The sequence below is a fragment of the Ruegeria sp. B10 genome (assembly GCF_056539825.1).
Genome location: NZ_JBQFVP010000002.1, coordinates 246,081 through 264,007 on the forward strand (window position 1 = coordinate 246,081; position 17,927 = coordinate 264,007).

The 17,927-nt window shown below is 57.0% G+C and carries 17 protein-coding genes; 6 read left to right on the top strand and 11 right to left on the bottom strand.

Annotated elements, in window-relative coordinates; genetic code table 11:
* Positions 1–23 precede the first annotated feature (23 nt).
* Both ACR0J4_RS03595 and ACR0J4_RS03600 read left to right on the top strand, forming a co-directional pair.
* Positions 24–1,157: a polysaccharide biosynthesis/export family protein gene (locus tag ACR0J4_RS03595; protein ID WP_170551674.1), complete on the top strand. Its 1,134-nt coding sequence runs from the start codon at positions 24–26 to the stop codon at positions 1,155–1,157.
* Positions 1,158–1,160: 3 nt separating this feature from the next.
* Positions 1,161–3,164, top strand: coding sequence for a capsular polysaccharide biosynthesis protein (locus ACR0J4_RS03600; RefSeq protein ID WP_170642286.1), 2,004 nt, complete (start codon positions 1,161–1,163; stop codon positions 3,162–3,164).
* Here ACR0J4_RS03600 and ribD read toward each other — a convergent pair.
* The 6 genes from ribD to ACR0J4_RS03630 form a co-directional block, all read right to left on the bottom strand.
* Positions 3,161–4,261: a bifunctional diaminohydroxyphosphoribosylaminopyrimidine deaminase/5-amino-6-(5-phosphoribosylamino)uracil reductase RibD gene (gene ribD, locus ACR0J4_RS03605; protein WP_170642288.1), complete on the bottom strand. Its 1,101-nt coding sequence runs from the start codon at positions 4,259–4,261 to the stop codon at positions 3,161–3,163. The genes ACR0J4_RS03600 and ribD overlap by 4 nt on opposite strands.
* Positions 4,258–4,728, bottom strand: coding sequence for a transcriptional regulator NrdR (nrdR, locus tag ACR0J4_RS03610; RefSeq protein ID WP_170376254.1), 471 nt, complete (start codon positions 4,726–4,728; stop codon positions 4,258–4,260). The genes ribD and nrdR overlap by 4 nt, the downstream gene beginning before the upstream one ends.
* A gap of 118 nt (positions 4,729–4,846) precedes the next feature.
* Complete coding sequence (locus ACR0J4_RS03615; RefSeq protein ID WP_170642290.1) at positions 4,847–5,260, bottom strand: secondary thiamine-phosphate synthase enzyme YjbQ; 414 nt, start codon at positions 5,258–5,260, stop codon at positions 4,847–4,849.
* A 25-nt stretch (positions 5,261–5,285) separates the two neighbouring features.
* On the bottom strand, positions 5,286–5,684 hold the full coding sequence (locus ACR0J4_RS03620; RefSeq protein ID WP_170642292.1) for a hypothetical protein: 399 nt from the start codon (positions 5,682–5,684) through the stop codon (positions 5,286–5,288).
* A 76-nt stretch (positions 5,685–5,760) separates the two neighbouring features.
* Positions 5,761–6,156, bottom strand: a complete 396-nt coding sequence (locus tag ACR0J4_RS03625; RefSeq protein ID WP_170642294.1) for a DUF4166 domain-containing protein — start codon at positions 6,154–6,156, stop codon at positions 5,761–5,763.
* Positions 6,157–6,205: 49 nt separating this feature from the next.
* Positions 6,206–6,502 carry a thiol-disulfide oxidoreductase DCC family protein gene (locus tag ACR0J4_RS03630; RefSeq protein WP_480668291.1) on the bottom strand — a complete coding sequence of 99 codons (297 nt, stop codon included), beginning with the start codon at positions 6,500–6,502 and terminating at the stop codon, positions 6,206–6,208.
* A 375-nt stretch (positions 6,503–6,877) separates the two neighbouring features.
* Here ACR0J4_RS03630 and ACR0J4_RS03635 point away from each other — a divergent pair, with 375 nt between their 5' ends.
* The gene (locus ACR0J4_RS03635) at positions 6,878–7,915 is read left to right on the top strand and encodes an AraC family transcriptional regulator (protein WP_170642296.1); all 1,038 of its coding nucleotides are present in this window, start codon (positions 6,878–6,880) and stop codon (positions 7,913–7,915) included.
* A 154-nt stretch (positions 7,916–8,069) separates the two neighbouring features.
* Here the strand turns inward: ACR0J4_RS03635 and rpoD are convergent, their stop codons facing one another.
* From rpoD to ACR0J4_RS03655, 4 genes are all read right to left on the bottom strand, one after another.
* Positions 8,070–10,058: an RNA polymerase sigma factor RpoD gene (rpoD, locus tag ACR0J4_RS03640; protein WP_170470263.1), complete on the bottom strand. Its 1,989-nt coding sequence runs from the start codon at positions 10,056–10,058 to the stop codon at positions 8,070–8,072.
* A 114-nt stretch (positions 10,059–10,172) separates the two neighbouring features.
* Positions 10,173–12,122 (bottom strand): DNA primase, encoded by a 1,950-nt coding sequence (gene dnaG / locus ACR0J4_RS03645; RefSeq protein WP_170551697.1) that lies wholly within the window; start codon positions 12,120–12,122, stop codon positions 10,173–10,175.
* Between the two features lie 80 nt (positions 12,123–12,202).
* Complete coding sequence (locus ACR0J4_RS03650) at positions 12,203–12,499, bottom strand: hypothetical protein (RefSeq protein ID WP_170470269.1); 297 nt, start codon at positions 12,497–12,499, stop codon at positions 12,203–12,205.
* A 117-nt stretch (positions 12,500–12,616) separates the two neighbouring features.
* Entirely contained in the window at positions 12,617–14,047 is a 1,431-nt protein-coding gene (locus ACR0J4_RS03655) for a Glu/Leu/Phe/Val family dehydrogenase (RefSeq protein WP_170376235.1), read from the bottom strand.
* 425 nt (positions 14,048–14,472) lie between these two features.
* On the opposite strand from ACR0J4_RS03655, the gene ACR0J4_RS03660 reads away from it, so the two are divergent.
* The 3 genes from ACR0J4_RS03660 to ACR0J4_RS03670 are packed head-to-tail and all read left to right on the top strand — an operon-like array spanning position 14,473 to position 17,409.
* Positions 14,473–16,161, top strand: a complete 1,689-nt coding sequence (locus ACR0J4_RS03660) for a VWA domain-containing protein (protein ID WP_170551700.1) — start codon at positions 14,473–14,475, stop codon at positions 16,159–16,161.
* A complete protein-coding gene (locus ACR0J4_RS03665) occupies positions 16,158–16,727 on the top strand; it encodes a TadE/TadG family type IV pilus assembly protein (protein ID WP_170470275.1) in 570 nt (189 codons plus the stop codon). The genes ACR0J4_RS03660 and ACR0J4_RS03665 overlap by 4 nt, the downstream gene beginning before the upstream one ends.
* Entirely contained in the window at positions 16,717–17,409 is a 693-nt protein-coding gene (locus ACR0J4_RS03670; protein WP_170639019.1) for a hypothetical protein, read from the top strand. The genes ACR0J4_RS03665 and ACR0J4_RS03670 overlap by 11 nt, the downstream gene beginning before the upstream one ends.
* Here ACR0J4_RS03670 and ACR0J4_RS03675 read toward each other — a convergent pair.
* Positions 17,398–17,865 (bottom strand): hypothetical protein, encoded by a 468-nt coding sequence (locus tag ACR0J4_RS03675; protein ID WP_170642298.1) that lies wholly within the window; start codon positions 17,863–17,865, stop codon positions 17,398–17,400. The genes ACR0J4_RS03670 and ACR0J4_RS03675 overlap by 12 nt on opposite strands.
* Between the last annotated feature and the right edge of the window lie 62 nt (positions 17,866–17,927).

Sequence of the window (17,927 nt, forward strand, 5' to 3'; positions counted from 1 at the left end):
AAGTAGAACTGAGGTTATCGGCAGTGCATCGCTTTCCAATCCGTTGGGTACGGGGGGTCGCCCTTGTGACCTCGCTCGTCGTGCTGAGTGCATGCCAGTTGCCCAAGGCGGGCCCAAACAAGAACGAAATTCTGGCAGGCTCCGTCAACAACGGCGGCAATGCGTTTGTGGTAGAAGTCGATGACCGCGTTTCGCGAGCCACGTCATCCGTGCCGCAGTTTGGGTTCTCTTCCGCCTTTACCTCAGCCCCGTCACTAACCGCAGACACCGTGCGCCCAGGGGATGTTTTGGGCCTAACAATCTGGGAGAACGTCGATGATGGGCTGCTCGCCGGCGATGCAGGTTCTTCGACTGCATTGAACGAGGTTCAAGTCGACAGCGAGGGCTTCATTTTCGTCCCCTACGCAGGTCGTTTACGCGCCGCTGGCAACACTCCGGAAGAGCTCCGCGGGTTGATCACGGACGAGTTGAAGGAACAAACCCCCGACCCTCAGGTCGAAGTACGACGCCTGGCCGGTGACGGCTCTACTGTTTCGCTAAGCGGTACTATCGGCGCCCCGGGAATTTACCCAATAGAACGCCCCACCCGTACCCTGCTCGGCATGCTGTCGCAGGCCGGGGGGGTTTCGGTTGAGTCCGATATTGCGCTGGTCACGCTGATCCGTGGAGACCAACGTGGGACAGTCTGGTACAATGACCTGTTCCGCAATCCCAAACTGGATGTCGCGCTGCGCGGCGGTGACCGCATTCTGGTCGAGGGAGACAGCCGTTCCTATATTGCGCTCGGCGCAACTGGAGGACAATCGCGCGTCGCCTTCGACAGTCAGGACCTGTCCGCGCTTGAGGCACTGGCACAGGTTGGCGGCCTGGTATCCATCTCATCCGATCCGACTGGTATTTTTATCCTGCGCCGGGAACGTCAGGACATCGCGCGTCAGGTGATGGGCCGTTCCGATCTGCAGGGCGATCAGCGAATGATCTATCTGCTGAACCTGACCGCGCCCAATGGCTTGTTCATCGCGCGTGATTTCGTGATCCGCGACGATGACACAATCTACGTGACTGAGGCACCGTACGCGCAGTGGACCAAGTCGATTTCTCTGATCGCCGGGGGCCTGACGCCGGTCGCGAACGTAGCCACCCTGACCGGCAACTAAACCATGACCCATGGAGACCCCACCGCAATTGGCGCGGCGCGGTCCCGGGCATTTGTCTACAATGGCGGATTTCTGACTAACAGGCGCGTCCGGTGCATTCTCTCCCTTTCGGGATATGACATCCGGCTGGGTCTGCCCCGACCCGAGGACACTGTTGCCATCTGGGGCAACAGTCCTACAGCCCATCGCGGGCGGCGCATCGCTCAGGACCGGGGCACCCCTTTGCTGCGGGTCGAGGATGCCTTTCTACGATCTCTTCACCCCGGTCGCGAGGGGGAACCGCCTCTGGGTCTGCTTCTGGATCGCTCGGGACTGCACTTTGATCCGGCCCAACCGTCAGATCTGGAAACGCTTCTGGCGACACATCCGCTGGATGATACCGCGCTTCTGAACAGGGCGCGTGGCGCGATAGAGCGCCTGAAGGAATTGAACCTCAGCAAATATTCCGCCTTCGACCCCGACGCGCCGATCCCCGACCCCGGCTATGTGCTGGTGATTGATCAGACGGTCGGTGATGCCTCGGTCACGACCAGCCGAGGGGGCCGCGCGCGGTTTCTTGAGATGCTGGTGATCGCGCAGGAAGAAAACCCCGGGATGCCGGTTCTGATCAAGACCCATCCCGAAACACTGGCTGGTCACCGCACCGGGCACTACACCGAACAAGACCTCTCGGAACGCGTTTCCTTCGTTGCGGAGAACATCAGCCCTTGGCCGCTGTTGGACGGCGCGGTCAGTGTCTATACGCTCTCGTCGCAAATGGGATTCGAGGCTATCCTCGCCGGTCATAAACCTCGTGTCTTCGGGCAGCCATTCTATGCCGGATGGGGTTTGACGCAGGATGAAAACCCCGTTCAACGCAGACAACGTAACCTGACGCGCGCGCAGCTCTTTGCTGCTACCATGATGCTCTACCCTGTGTGGTATGATCCCTATCGGGACCAGTTATGTGAGCTAGAGGTCGTGCTGGACACGCTTGAGGCGCAGACCCGCGCGTGGCGGCAGGACCGTCTAGGATGGACCGCGTCGGGCATGCGGATGTGGAAACGCAAGCATCTGCAAGCCATGTTCGGCCAGCACCAGAAGATACGGTTTTTACCGTCGCCACCTGCCCAATCCACCCGCCCCCACATGGTCTGGGCCAATCAATCCCGTGAGGCCGAGGGTGTCACCCGTATCGAGGACGGCTTTCTCCGCTCGCGCGGATTGGGGGCCGATCTTGTGCCGCCCCTGTCGCTGGTCACGGATGATCTGGGAATCTACTACGACCCGACCCAAACCAGCCGATTGGAAGAGTGGATATCCAAGCGCGAAACGCTGCGTCCGGATCAGGAGTACCGGGCTGAGCGGGTGATCTCGGCCATCGTGTCCGAGGGGTTGAGCAAATACAACACCGGCAGCGCTGCGCCGCCTCTGCCCAAAGGTCACCGTATTCTGGTGCCGGGGCAGGTCGAGGATGACGCCTCAATCCTGCTGGGCACCAGTACCATCCGCACCAATCTAGACCTGCTGCGCGAAGTTCGAGCCACCAACCCAGATGCTGTGGTGATCTACAAACCCCATCCGGATGTCGAGGCTGGCCTGCGCTCGGGCCGGATCGACGCTGAAGGGCTGGCGGACGTGATCGCGACTGAGACCGACCCATCCACCTTGCTGTCCGAGGTGCAGGAGGTCTGGACCATGACCTCGCTTATGGGGTTCGAGGCACTGCTGCGCGGCATTCCTGTAACCACATTTGGAGCGCCGTTCTACGCAGGGTGGGGCCTGACAACCGATCTAGGAAGTGTTCCGGCCCGTCGCGGTGCGCGACCTTCCCTGCTGGGTTTGGTGCATACCAGCCTGATCGACTATCCCCGCTATCTGGACCCGTTAACAAGCGCACCCTGCCCCGTTGAAGTCGCCATCGAACGGCTGGCCCACGGTCAGCCCCCCAAGCGCGGGCCGCTGAATCGCGCCTTGTCAAAGCTACAGGGTGCTTTTTCCACCCATGCCCATCTCTGGCGACGCTAATGCGTCGTTCGGGCCCAACGGTGTACAACGTCGCCACCGACTGGGCGCGCCTCGATCAACTCGAACCGAGGGGCGCTGTCCAGTTTTTCCAGCCCCAATGCGCCAATCGCTGAAAGGCCCTCGGCACCGATGGTCAAACCAGCAGTGAAACCTACAAGCTCATCGACCAGATCTTGCGCCAGCAACGACGCCGCCAAAGCCGAACCGCCTTCGCAGAAGACACTTGTCATACCTTCTTGGCCCAGCTGCTGCAGCAGGTCGCGCGCATCAACCTGATGGTCGTACAACGCACAGGGCAACAACCGCGCGCCCAACCCCTCCCACGTGCGGGCGCGCTCGGCGTCGGGATGCGGGCCATGACATAGCCAGACGGGCGTTTTTGAGGCTGTGCGCGCCAGTTGGCCCATTAAGGGCAAGTCCAAGTGACGCGAGACAACAACGCGCACCGGTTGACGCTCGATCCCCAGATCCCGAACCGTCAGCGAGGGGTCATCCGCGCGCGCCGTGCCAGCGCCGACCATGACGGCATCGTGTCGGGCGCGCATCGCGTGAACCTCGCGTCGCGCGGTTGGTCCGGTGATCCACTGGCTATGTCCGGTTGACGTGGCAATCCGCCCGTCAAAGCTGTTGGCCAGTTTCAACGTCACAAACGGACGGCCCTGTTCGGTTTTCAGAAAAAAACCGGCCAGATCACGCTCGGCCTCTTGCGCCAGCACGCCGGTTTCGACCTCGATCCCGGCCTCGCGCAGCAAGGCGAAGCCCTGCCCCGAGACCCGAGGATCGCTATCTTCGATCGCTGCAACAACACGGGCCACACCCGCCGCGATCAGCGCCTCGGCACAGGGCGGTGTTTTGCCGTAGTGGGCGCATGGCTCCAGCGAGACATAGGCCGTGGCCCCTTTGGCCTGCGCGCCCGCTTGCGCCAAAGCCTCAGGCTCTGCGTGGGGACGTCCGCCGGGCTGAGTCCACCCTCGCCCAACAACCCGCCCATCGCGCACGATCACGCACCCGACGGCCGGATTGGGCCAACACGACCCTTGACCGCGCCGACCCAAAGACAAAGCCAGCGCCATAAATCGCTTATCTGTTTCGCTCACTCGTCCGTCGAAGGCTGCGGCGGGCGCAGTTCGTGGACAAACTCCTCGAAATCATCGGCCGCCTGGAAATTCTTGTACACACTCGCAAAGCGAACATAGGCGACGGTGTCGATCCGCGCCAGAGCTTCCATGACGATCTCACCAATTCTGTTGGACGGAATATCGGTGTCGCCCATGCTTTCCAAACGCCGCACAATGCCCGAGATCATCTGATCAATCCGTTCAGGATCAACCGGGCGTTTCTGCATCGAGATACGTATCGAGCGTTCCAGCTTGTCGCGGTCAAAATCTTCGCGTTTTCCGTTGGTTTTGATCACCACCAGATCGCGCAGCTGAACCCTTTCATAGGTCGTAAAACGCCCTCCGCAGGCCGGGCAAAACCGACGTCGGCGTATCGCAACGTGATCCTCTGCCGGGCGTGAATCTTTCACCTGAGTGTCGATATTTCCGCAAAACGGGCAGCGCATCCGCCGTCTCCTCGTCCCTAGCTGGCCTCTTTTGTAAGCGCTTTGGCTTACTTATCCACAACTATAGGGCAGCCGCTAGGATTTGGGTAGTCGGAATTTCGCACCCCAAAATAAAGGGTCAGGACAGATGTGCCGCGACCAGCCGCTGATGCGGGGCGCGGCGGTGTTCAAACAGGTAAATCCCCTGCCATGTGCCTAAAACCATCCGCCCCTGACGGACAGGAATGGACAAAGATACCGGCATCATCGCTGCTTTGATATGGGCAGGCATGTCATCCGGCCCTTCATAGGTATGGCGCAGGTAAGACATTGAGGGATGATCAGACGGAGGCACAAGACGCTCAAAAAACGCATGCAAATCCGTCTGCACCTCGGGGTCTGCATTCTCTTGCACCAGCAAAGAACAGGAGGTGTGCCTGACGAACAACGTCAGGACACCATCCCGTTCAAGGGAACTAAGCCATTCTGCAATCTGGGACGTGAATTCGTACAAGCCGGGTCTATTGGTCTGGAGCGCGAATTCCGTCTGCATTGCGTTTTGGCCTTTGCATTAGTTGTTAGAAAATCTGCCGGCGACCGCACCGCGCATTTGCACCCTGCACGGAAATGCTGGAGCCGACAACGAAGGGGCCCCGTACGCCACCGGTTTGTGCCGGAGCATCAGCCGGAGGCGGTTTCAGCGAAAACTGAACTGCTGTTACACGCCCAGTTGTTACACTAGGTCCATAGCCGCGCAACACATAGATGGGGTCCTGCCAACCTGCCCCGAGACTGCGGCGCGCGAAATCTGCCGCCTCGCACCAATACCCGTCTGTGTCATCCCGTGTACGGGGAATGACTTCGAAGTCTGTGCTATTGATTGCATTGGCTTGAAAACCCAAACGTGCCGCGTCCACCGTCACCGGAACGCTCAGGGCAAACACCGCCAAAGCGGCGCAATATTGTAACTGTTTCATAATACTCTTTCCTCACTTGCTGCTCCCCTTAGTTTAGAGGTCATCGCGCCCGCGGAAAGCAGGTCTCACAATCATTTCAACCAACTTGCGCCTTACCGTGAAGCGGCGTGAGCCAGCCGTGGTAGCGGATCAGCAATCCCAATCCCGGCATCAGCCAGACCGAAAGCGGCCCGAAACGCTCATGAACATGGCCCGTTTTTGCGTCAAACCTCAGCTCTGACGTCGTTTTGTGCCCCCCAAAGTCTCGCAGCCAGCTGTGGTCTTCATCCTGATTTTGGGTCACCAGTCGAACGGGCACATGCCGGCCTGCAGGGGGAAACCGCCCCAATTTAAGCGCGAGTTGAATGAGAATGCCTTGGCCACGTTCGATATCGCATTCGCCGACATATTCACCCGGCTTGAGATGCAGGTCTCGCACAGATTGGGGCAGAACACTTGGGTCCGCCAAAGCCTGAAGAAACGGATCCGTCACGCGTCAAACCCCTGCTCGGCCAAACGCTCAAGGAGAGCAGCATCCGGCATCATACAGGTATCGTACCGACCGAAAGAGCATACCGATTTCGAGCGATCGAGAAATACAGCAGGTCTTTCACACCGCTCGGCAGGAACCGCACAAGTGACAACAACGGCCATAACGCCGGCAGCGCACGCATGGCTTCTGCTAAGGCATCAAGGCATTGAAAAACCTTACCATCTACGATCACGAGGTTGGTTTCAAAATCTGTAACGGGCAGATTCAGCGCCTTGTACATCCTTTGACCAAGCGGAGACTGCGCTGTTGCAAACTCAAAGCGTCGGGTTTTGTCGCGTTTCAGCATGAACCGGAAAAAGCCTGAGCACAGAACGCATTCTCCGTCTAAGACGATCAGGTTGCGTCCGTCGAACAGATCGGTTGTGTCAATCCCTGCCATGGCGCCGCTAACTATCCAAGCTTGCACAAACAGCGTGACATAGGGCTACTATGTGGACAATGCGACAAGAAGGGAGGTGTGCCGGGGAACCCGGTGACCGGTTGGTAAGACCGGCGGTGGCTCTGACCTCATCCCCAACAAGGTACTGACCCGGCAACGAAAAGGATATAGGCAGGAAAGACTGACCAGGCTTGTTGCCAGCTGCCAAATCCATTCGAATTTCTGACAGAAAAGCAGTATGCTGGGACGGCCCCGGTCCAGAGAAAGGAAGGCTTCGCTGCGATGAATGTGGATATTGACCGCCTTCACTTTCTGCGCGATGCGCTCGACGCGCGATTGGAAAAACGGAACACGTTGGCGTTGCTGGATCGCAGCGGACTTGGCCCGCGCGATCTGCCGGAGGATGCGACCTCCTTTTGCGCCCACAAAGAGGCGCTGTTTGTCCGCTATGCCTGCGATGCTCTGAAAGATATAACCTTTGCGGCAAGTGTCGGACTTGGCGTCACGTCCTCATCGACCTTGACGGCCTACATCAGCAAATACTCACGCGATCTGGAGCAGGTGATTGAAAACACGTCTCATTTCCACGACATGATCGACCCTGCTATCGCCTTCAGCCTGCGGGTTTCGGGGAATTTCGCCGCGTTAGAGGCCCGGTGGAAAGACGCCAGCTTTGCTCGCTATCACCGCCGAACTGAGTTCTTGATGTTTGCCGCCGTCGCCCGAATGCGCAACCTGACACAGACCGATTTCCACCCTATTGAAATACGTTTTCAACATGAGGTTGGGGATCATATCCAAGCCTTCCAGCAACTGGCAGGTTTTCCGGTTACCTTCGGGTCTGAGAGCCTTGAGATCATCCTGTCCCCATCCTCGCTGAACCTGCCCGTCCCGACTTACGACCCCAGCCTGCGCGCCCATCTATTAGAATACGGGGAACGCGTTCTAGCCGAACGTCGCGTGCCGAAGCAATTGACTCGCGCCAAAGTCGAAGGGCTGATCACCCGCTCGCTGCCGGGCAAAATCCTCAGCGCAGATGATGTCGCGGCAAAACTCGGAATGAGCGCCCGCACCTTTGCCCGCCGGTTGCAAAGCGAAGGCACTAGCTACCGCGACATCACCGAGGATTTGCGCTGCGATCTGGCCCAGACCTTCATCACCAATGGAATGAACTTGTCCGAGATCGCTTATTCTCTGGGATACGCCGATCAATCCGCGTTTTCCACAGCGTTCAAGCGTTGGACAGGTCAACCGCCGAGCGCTTTCAAAACGCGGGTCAAACATCCGCTGACAGTTGGAAGCCGGGGGTCATCAGCTTAGCAGCCTCGCCCCGGCCCCGCCCCATGAGTGGACCACACCGATATAGAAACGGACACGCCGCAACACCTGTGAAGTCGCGCCAATGTGTTTGGCAAATCTGCCAAAGTGAACGATGAAACGAAAAAAGGCGCCTCCGTCCGGGGCGCCTTTGATCCTATTGATCCAGGAAGGACCGTAGCTTCCGCGATCTGCTTGGGTGTTTCAGCTTCCGTAGGGCTTTCGCCTCAATCTGACGGATACGTTCGCGGGTCACGCTGAACTGCTGACCGACCTCTTCCAGAGTGTGGTCAGTATTCATGCCGATGCCGAAACGCATCCGCAGAACCCGCTCCTCACGCGGGGTGAGAGAGGCCAGAACCCGCGTCGTCGTTTCCTTGAGGTTTTCCTGAATGGCGCTGTCCAGTGGGAGAACGGCATTCTTGTCCTCGATGAAATCGCCCAGTTGGCTGTCTTCCTCGTCGCCAATCGGCGTTTCCAGAGAAATCGGCTCTTTGGCGATTTTCATCACCTTCCGAACTTTCTCAAGCGGCATCTGCAGCTTTTCGGCCAGTTCTTCCGGTGTCGGCTCGCGTCCGATTTCGTGCAGCATCTGACGACCGGTCCGAACCAGCTTGTTGATCGTTTCGATCATGTGAACCGGAATACGGATCGTGCGGGCCTGATCCGCGATCGAACGCGTGATCGCCTGACGGATCCACCATGTCGCGTAGGTCGAGAATTTATAGCCGCGGCGGTATTCGAACTTGTCCACCGCCTTCATCAGGCCGATGTTACCTTCTTGAATAAGATCAAGGAATTGCAGGCCACGGTTCGTATACTTTTTGGCGATCGAGATCACCAGACGCAGGTTGGCTTCAACCATTTCCTTCTTAGCCTGCCGGGCTTCTTTCTCGCCCTTCTGAACCTGCTGCACGATACGGCGGAATTCGCTGATATCCAGACCGACATATTGACCGACCTGAGCCATATCGCTGCGCAGTTCCTCAACCTTGTCGGTCGAGCGTTCGATGAACATCTGCCAGCCTCGGCCCGGCTTTTCAGCCATATCCGTCAGCCAGTTCGGGTCCAGTTCACGCCCGCGATAGGCATCAATGAATTCCCGACGGTTGATGCGGGCCTGGTCAGCCAGTTTCACCATCGAGCTGTCCAGCGACATGACGCGGCGGTTGATACCATAGAGCTGGTCGATCAACGCCTCGATCCGGTTGTTGTGAAGGTGAAGACCGTTCACCAGTTCAACAATCTCAGCGCGCAGCTTCTGATAGGTCTCTTCGTCTTTTTCACTGAACGAGCCATCCTCGTTCAGAGTCGCCGAAATCCGGCTGTCCTGCATCTCGGACAACATCGAGAAGTCGGTCGAGATGCGTTCCAGCGTGGTCAGAACCTGATCCTTGAGGGCGGCTTCCATCGCAGCCAGCGACATATTGGCCTGATCGTCCTCGTCATCATCGTCGTCATTGCTCAGCGGGTTGCCATCAGCATCCAGCTCAGGCCCGGTGTCTTTGGCGGGTTTGGCCGATTGCACGGCCGAGGTATCGACGACCGGCTCTTGCACGTCACCATCTTCGTCCATCTGGTTGCCAAAAGTGGTTTCCAGATCAATGACGTCGCGCAGAAGAATGTCTTCTGACAGAAGTTCGTCATGCCAAATGGTGATCGCCTGGAAGGTCAGAGGGCTTTCGCACAGACCCGCAATCATCGTGTTCCGGCCCGCTTCGATCCGCTTGGCGATGGCGATTTCGCCTTCACGGCTCAGCAGTTCGACCGAGCCCATCTCACGCAGATACATGCGGACGGGGTCGTCGGTGCGGTCCAGTTTTTCGGTCGCAGCACCGGCCAGAGCCACCTCACGGTTGTTGTCCGTGGTGGTCAGTTCGGTCGAGCCTTTGTTTTCTTCTTCCTCGGCCTCTTCATCTTCGATGATGTTGATACCCATCTCGGACAGCATCGACATAACGTCTTCGATCTGTTCCGAGCTGACCTGATCAGGCGGCAGAACCTGATTGAGCTGGTCGTAAGTGATGTAACCTTTCTCGCGGGCCTCGGCGATCATCTTCTTGACCTGGGCCTGGCTCATGTCCAGCGAGATTTCCTGTTCCTGCTCGTCTGACTTGCGATCTTCTGACGTGTCTTTGGCGGCCATTCAATGCTCCTGCAGGGATGGGTGATTCGTTTGATCCGAATCATTAGCGCGTGAAACTGATTCGGCCACCCGTTTACCTGTTTTTCTTTTCCAGTGCTTTACGAAAACATCACTTCAGCGACGTTTCCGTTCGAAATTGATCCCGGACATGATTGCCTTGAACGCATCCTTTTCGTCGCGATTGATTCGCGCGCCATTGTCGGCAATGTCGAAAACGGCCCTGTCCTCATTCTGGCTGCGGCTTGTGCGGTTACGCTCTTCGGCGGCTTGCGCCAGCCGATATGTCAACGCCTCATCGGCCAGATCAGACAGTTCCTCTGCGGCTTCGGCAATCTCAGCATCCAACCCCCGGAGCGCTTTGATTTTCGCGAGTTCCTCGGCCAGTGTCATCTCGGCCTTTTCAACGTCGCCTGGTTTGAACACACAGGGGATCACTGCGACATGGCGAAGGCTCAGCAGATTTTCAAGGGGTTCGGCCCCCAAAGATTCAACGATATGGTCCCGAAGGTTTTCAGGATCATCAATCGCATGGCGCAAAATGGCGTGACGCAGGGCTGCGTGATCAGGATCGTGACAATCCATCTCTTCCAGCTGTGCCTCAAACTGGACCACGACCTGAGGGTTCAGGATCGCAATAGCCAGAATCGCGGCTTCGCGCAGATGGATGTCCGCATTGTCCGAGGACGCCAGAAACGAGGCCCGCGCACCTGCGGTCGCAGGCTGTTTCTGCGGCTGCCACTTTCCTTTTGGTTGCCACACACGGTTTTGTGACTGTCTCTGCGGGCGAAACAATTGCCAGCGCAGATCTTTGATCTCTTGCCCGTAATGGGACCGGATCGAGGGGTCACGGATCAGCTTGATCTTGTCCCGCAGCACCTTGTCGAGCGCAGCTTTGCGTTCAGGGCTGTCAAAAACCTTGCCCTCAGTCTCGCGCTGCCAAAGCAACTTCACCATCGGGATGGCCCCGTCCAGCACGGCCTGTACAGCCCCCGCCCCGTCGGCCCGCAGCAGATCATCCGGGTCTTTTCCTTCGGGCATCAGCGCAAAGCGCAGGGATTTACCGGCCTCAAGTAGCGGCAAGGCCAAATCAACGGCCCGCATCGCCGCGCGCAGGCCGGCCGTGTCGCCATCCAGCGCAATGATCGGCTCATTCGAAATCCGCCAGAGCAGCTGCAACTGATGTTCGGTAATCGCCGTCCCAAGCGGAGCGACCGACGCGCCGAACCCAGCCTCGGCCAGCGCGATCACGTCCATATAGCCCTCGGCCACGATCAGCGGCTGCCCCTTCCCGGCCGCCTGCCGCGCAGGCCCGTGATTGTACAGGCTGCGGCCCTTATCGAACAACTCGGTTTCGGGTGAGTTCAGGTATTTGGCGTTGTCATTCGGGTCCATCGCCCGGCCGCCGAATGCGATACACCGACCGCGCGGATCACGGATCGGGAACATGATACGGTTGCGGAACGTGTCATATGGTTTCTTGCCCTTGTTCGACGGCTTGGCCAGACCCGCCCCGAGGATCAGATCTTCGGCTACGTTCTTTCCGGTCAGATGATCCCACAAAACCTGCCAGCCGTCCGGGGCAAAACCGATCTCCCATCGATCCAACGCCTGGGCGTCCAAACCCCGACGGGCAAGATAGTCACGCGCCGCACTGCCCGCCACGGTTTTGAGTTGCAGGCGAAAGAACTGAACAGCCTGCTCCATCACCTCAGCCAGTTGCGTGCGGCGATCCTGTTTTTCCTGCGCTTTCGGGTCGCGCGCGGGCATCGGCATGCTAGCTTCGCGCGCAAGAATTTCAACGGCTTCAATGAACGAGACATTCTCGGTCTCTTTCACGAAGGTGATCGCGTCACCTTTGGCGTGACAGCCAAAGCAGTAGTAGAATCCCTTTTGGTCATCTACATGAAAAGAAGCCGTTTTTTCATGGTGAAACGGGCACGGCGCCCACATGTCCCCCTTGCCCTGATTGGATTTTCGCTGATCCCACATGACTTTACGCCCAACAACCTGAGACAGGCTCAGCCGGGTGCGCAGCTCATCGAGAAATCCGGGGGGCAATGACATGGCTCAAACCTGCCAGAAATGAAAACGCGCGCCAAGGGGATGACGCGCGGTTGTCCACAGGGAAATTGCTGAGTTGTGGATTATTGCTGCAAACACAGCTCGAGCCATGCCGCACCAAGATCCTTTTTGCGCACGTCGCGCATCTTTTGCTCATAGACCCAGGGCGTGATCAACGGGATCGCTGCGTTATAGTTCTCGGGCCATGTGGGGCTGGTTTCAGCCACCGCCTGCACAACATCTCGCTCTTTCACCTTGTCCAGACGCGCTTTCTGGATCGCGGCCACCACATCGGCCTGATACTGGCAGCTTTGTTCCTTGGTTTCGGCGGCGGCCAGAGGCGTTGCAAGCAAGGCTGCAGCGATGGCGATACGCAACATTGAGGTCTCCCGGATTCGTTTGTCTGGCCGCAGCTTACCTGCCAGCGCCGTTTTCGCAATCGACGAGCAGAATTCAGTTTGCGCACGGGGCAGAAAAGCCACCCCGTGCGCCTAGTGTCAAAGGCCTTTGGCCCTGTAGCTTTTGGCCACGCGATCAATTGCAACGATGTAGGCGGCTGTACGCAGATCCTCGACATCGTCGCGGCTGTGCCAAACCTCGCGCATGGACTGGTAGGCAATCCGCATCGTGTCGTCGAGGCCCGAGCGCACCAGCTCCAGCTCATCCGCGCCTTTGAGGTACTTGGCCTTGAAGTCCGGCGACATTGACCAGGCATCGCCCAGATACCGATCCAACCGTTCAAGTTCACTGACGATCAACTCATGCCGCGCCTCTTCCTGACGGCGCTGCATGCGACCAAATCGAATGTGGCTGAGGTTCTTCACCCATTCGAAATACGAGACCGTCACACCGCCCGCATTGGCATACATGTCAGGAATGATGACGGTGCCCTTCTTGCGCAGAATTTCATCTGCACCCGCGGTCACCGGACCATTCGCGGCCTCGATGATCAGCGGGGCCTTGATCCTGTCGGCGTTGTCCAGATTGATGACGCCTTCCAGAGCCGCCGGGATCAGGATGTCGCAATCCGCCTCAAGCACCGAGGCACCATCGGTTGAATGAGTCGCGTCCGGGAAATCCTTTACGCCACCATGTTTGACGATCCAGTTGCGCACCGCCTCAACGTCGATACCGTCCGGGTTATAAAGCGCACCGTCCCATTCGATGATCCCGATAATACGCGATCCGTCTTCTTCAGCGAGGAACTTGGCCGCGTGGTAGCCCACGTTACCCAACCCCTGTACGACGACACGCTTGCCGTCCAGTTTGCCGGACAAACCTGCCTTGGCGATGTCCTCGGGGTGACGGAAGAACTCGCGTAGTGCGTATTGGATGCCCCGCCCTGTCGCCTCGACGCGACCAGCGATGCCGCCTGCGTTCAACGGTTTGCCCGTCACACATGCGCGCGCGTTGATGTCGGTGGTGTTCATCCGCGCGTATTGGTCAGCCATCCAGGCCATCTCACGCTCACCCGTGCCCATGTCAGGGGCCGGAACGTTTTGCGATGGATTGATCAGATCGCGCTTCGCCAGCTCATAAGCAAAGCGTCGGGTGATCTGCTCCATCTCATGTTCTTCGTATTTGCGCGGATCAATACACAGCCCACCTTTCGAGCCGCCAAACGGCGTCTCAACCAGGGCGCATTTGTAGGTCATCAGCGCTGCAAGCGCCTCAACCTCGTCCTGGTTCACTGCCAAGGCATAACGGATTCCGCCTTTGACCGGCTCCATATGTTCGGAATGCACGGAACGGTAGCCGGTGAAGGTATGAATCTCACCGCGCAGACGCACCCCGAAACGAACCGTGTAGGTGGCATTGCAGACCCGGATTTTCTGCTCAAGACCGGGCGGCAGATCCATCAGGGACGCCGCCCTGTTGAACATCAGATCCACACTTTCACGAAAGCTCGGTTCCTTGGTGCTGGTCATTAATCCCTCCGTACCGGTGAATGACGAACGTTATGGCGTTTTGTCGCACCACTGGCCCGAAGCTGCAATCTTTTATGATGAAAATTTCATCACTTTATAAACGGGTGATAAAAACCCCCTGCTGAGTCGCCTTGGAAATTTTCGCGGCGACCATTGTCATCACAACAGAAACAAAGCGCCCGCGATCCTGCCAAATGCAGCGGTTTGCCGTTCAATCCCAGCAGCATAGTGGCAAAGTCGCCCAAATCTCGCCACGTTCGCCGACTAAATTCTTAAAGTTGATATGACCCGCCTTCCGTGCGCCGGATTACCTGCAGGGACTAGATATGAAAAAAGTGTTTAGGAATTCTGAATCCAAACGAACTGAGCAATCCAGCTGCTCCGACAAAAGCGCTGCACCGTTCTTACGCTCGGAGCGCGGGACCATGACCATCCTGTCGTTGGGCCTAATCCTTGTCATCTTCACTGTGGGTGGATTTGCCGTCGACATGATGCGCTATGACCATGAAAGAGCGCGCCTTCAGTATTCGTTGGACCGCGCTGTTTTGGCCGCTGCAGACCTCCAACAGAACCTTTGCCCAAAAGACGTTGTACAGGACTACTTGGTCAAAGAAAATTTGGACCAGTTTCTGGATGGCGAAGTCATAGTCACCCCGAGGTCTTGCGATGATGACGGCAACAAGTTGATCGTCGGACAGCGCCGCGTCGAAGCGAGAGCAACGATGCCGGTCGGTATGCATTTCATGCAATGGTGGGACGTCGACTCGATTGACGTGAACGTCGTCAGCGTCGCAGAAGAGTCCATCGGTAACGTCGAAATCGCTATGGTTCTGGATGTTTCAGGCTCCATGAGAGGGTCGCGCCTGACCAACCTGAAAGGTGCGGCCAAGAGCTTTGTCACCAAAATGTATGAGAACACGAGTTCTGACAAACTCTCGATCTCGATCATTCCTTACGCAACGCAGGTGGGTGTCCCTTCTGCCGTCATGAACCAGCTTACGACCGCTGGCTCCAACAGATTCGCCAACTGTATCGACTTTGAAACCTCAGATCTGGCAGCAGGGACATTCGATCTTTCAAAGACCTACAATCAATCGTTGTACTATTCTCGCTACGGCGGGGATCAGCGCCCGTCAGGTGGGTTCAGTTCACCGCGCATCGACGAACGATGCCGTTCTGAGGCCAGCCGTCAGCTTGTTGTTCACCAGAACAACGAAACGAACCTGCACACTTACATTGACTCGTTTTATGCGCGCGACAACACGTCGATAAATGTCGGCATGAAATGGGCACTGACGCTGTTGGACGAAAACTTCCGCCCCGTTGTCACCAACATGATCGCAAACGGCCAGATACCGGCAGATTTTGCGGGTCGCCCCGCCGACAGCGTCGGTAGTGACACCATGAAAGTTATCGTTCTGATGACCGATGGCGAGAACACTTCTCGCACATGGGTGAAACCGCCATACAATGATGGTCAATCGGGTATTTGGTGGAATGGAGACGAAGAAGTCTATTCCGTCAATGTGAACCACTATGACGAAGACGACGATAGCTTCAGATATGCGTGGCTGGGTGTGGACAGGGCATACTGGGACAGCAGTCGCGGCAGATACTGGGTGCGCGACGAGTTTCAGGACCACGCGTACGGAAACGACACTTTCAATGTCTACCTTTGCAGAGGAAATTACTACAGCAGCGGCTATTGCGACAACCTTGACAGGGGCGAAGTTCGCCAGCTCGATGAAGATGGAAGCGCCCTGTCTCTGACATGGCCCGCCTTGTGGGAGCGTACCTCGCGGTACGAAATCTATCAGTTGCTGTATGATTCCGTCGGTTCGAGCGATGCATACAACTGGTATTATGCGGCGACCGAGACCGAAAACCGTTCCAGAAAAGACGATCAGGTCGAAGCGATGTGCGATTATGCGAAATCCGGCGCAAGAAACATCCTGATCTTCTCGGTCGCCTACGAGGCCACCACCAATGGTCGAAACCTCCTGTGGTACTGCAAATCGGATGAAAACGCATATTTCGCACCAACAGGATCCGAGATTGGCGAAGTCTTCGACGATATCGCGGCGAGCATCCAGAATCTGAGGCTGACCCAATGATCCGACATCTGAAAAAAGTGTTGAGAAGGTTTCGCCGCGAAGAAAAGGGAATGGCCACAATCGAATTTGTGATGTGGTTTCCGATCTTCATGATAACCACCTATTCCGGAATCGAGATCGGGATTGTGGCCTGGAACCATGCCAACCTAGAGCGCGCCCTGGATGCCACGATACAGGATGTCCGCATGAATCGAATTGATCTTTATGAAGGCGAAACAGCCTGGACGCACGATCTGTTAAAGCGGATCATCTGCGAAGAGGCCGGCGCCATTCCTGATTGTCAGCAAAACCTGGCTGTCGAGATGACAAGGGTCAATCATTTCGACAGCAGTGCAGTTCTTACTGGCAATTTTGATCGGCCATTTTGCGTTGATACGCCTGAAGAGATTCGAGGCAAAGACGATCAGATTTTTACACCTGGAACGGCCAACGAGCTGATGATCATACGCGCGTGCGTTGAAATCACTCCCTTGTTCTTCGGTACAACGCTTGGTCGGCTTGCTCGGCAAGATCCCGATGGACAATACGAACTTCATGCAACGACGGTGTTTGTACATGAACCTTAAATCTTTCATTCAAAAACACTTGGCCGGTGTGACATCACGCTTTCTAAAGAGAGAAGATGGTGTCGTTAGCATCGAAGCCATTATGACGTTTCCCCTACTGTTCTGGTCCGTCTGGACAGCGTATACCTATTTCGATGGATACCGTCAGGGTGCCAGCAACCTGAAAGCGGCCTACGCTGTCGCTGATATTCTTTCCCGAGAGAAAGACACGGTAACGGACCAGTACATCACATCCATGTATGATCTACAAAGATACATGATCAGTGAAGGCAACGGGTTGTCGTTGCGGATTTCTTTCGTACGATGGGACACTGGCGACGAAAGCACAGACACTGATGATCGTCACTTTGTGGAATGGTCCTGTACACGCGGTGAAGGGCTGACGCGGTGGTCAAACGAAACAGTTGATCAAGTCTCGGATCGCATTCCAATAATGGCAGATAACGCCACGATGATCTTGGTCGAGACAAGGCATCACTACGTGCGTCCGTTCAAAATCGGATTCGGCAGCAACGAATTCTTCATCGACAAATTCATCTTCACGCAACCCCGCGGATACACCTTCATCCAAGGGCCAGACTCATGCAAGGACGCCAACAACGTGGACGACGGCACGGTTGATAGCGGACATGACGACAGTACTCCTGAAGATAACACTACTGTGGAGCCGTCAACGCTGTAACACCATAGCCGAGAGTATCTCTGACATGAACTTGGCCTCGGCGGATGCTGTCATGCCGCCGACGCCAACCCGGCGGCCCAGCCGCCACCACAGGCCGGGGGCCCAGACGTTGCTGGCCTTTTCGCGCGTTCGCACCAGAAAGCCATTGGATGGTTTGAACGCGAAAACACCTCGGTCCACAGCTTCGATCTCATCGACCCGTGCAATCACTTGCCCCGATCCGGTGCGCAGTTCTGATGCAGTCAGCTCGATCCTGTCCTGAGTGGCCATCCAAACGCGATAAGCCAGCCACAAAGACGCTGCACCAACCGCCAATAAAAACACCTGCCAGACGAGTTCAGGCGGAGAAGCCAGCGCCACGTAAATCACCAAAACACCTACGCTGCCCAGCATAGCAACACCGGCCACCCGTCTTGGGGATGATGCCTCGATCGTTGCCAGCACTTCGTCCTGCATGACTGCCTCCTGTCTGTCTGCAGTTTCGTGTATCCGCTTTGCGCGGAAATAAACAGGCCCTC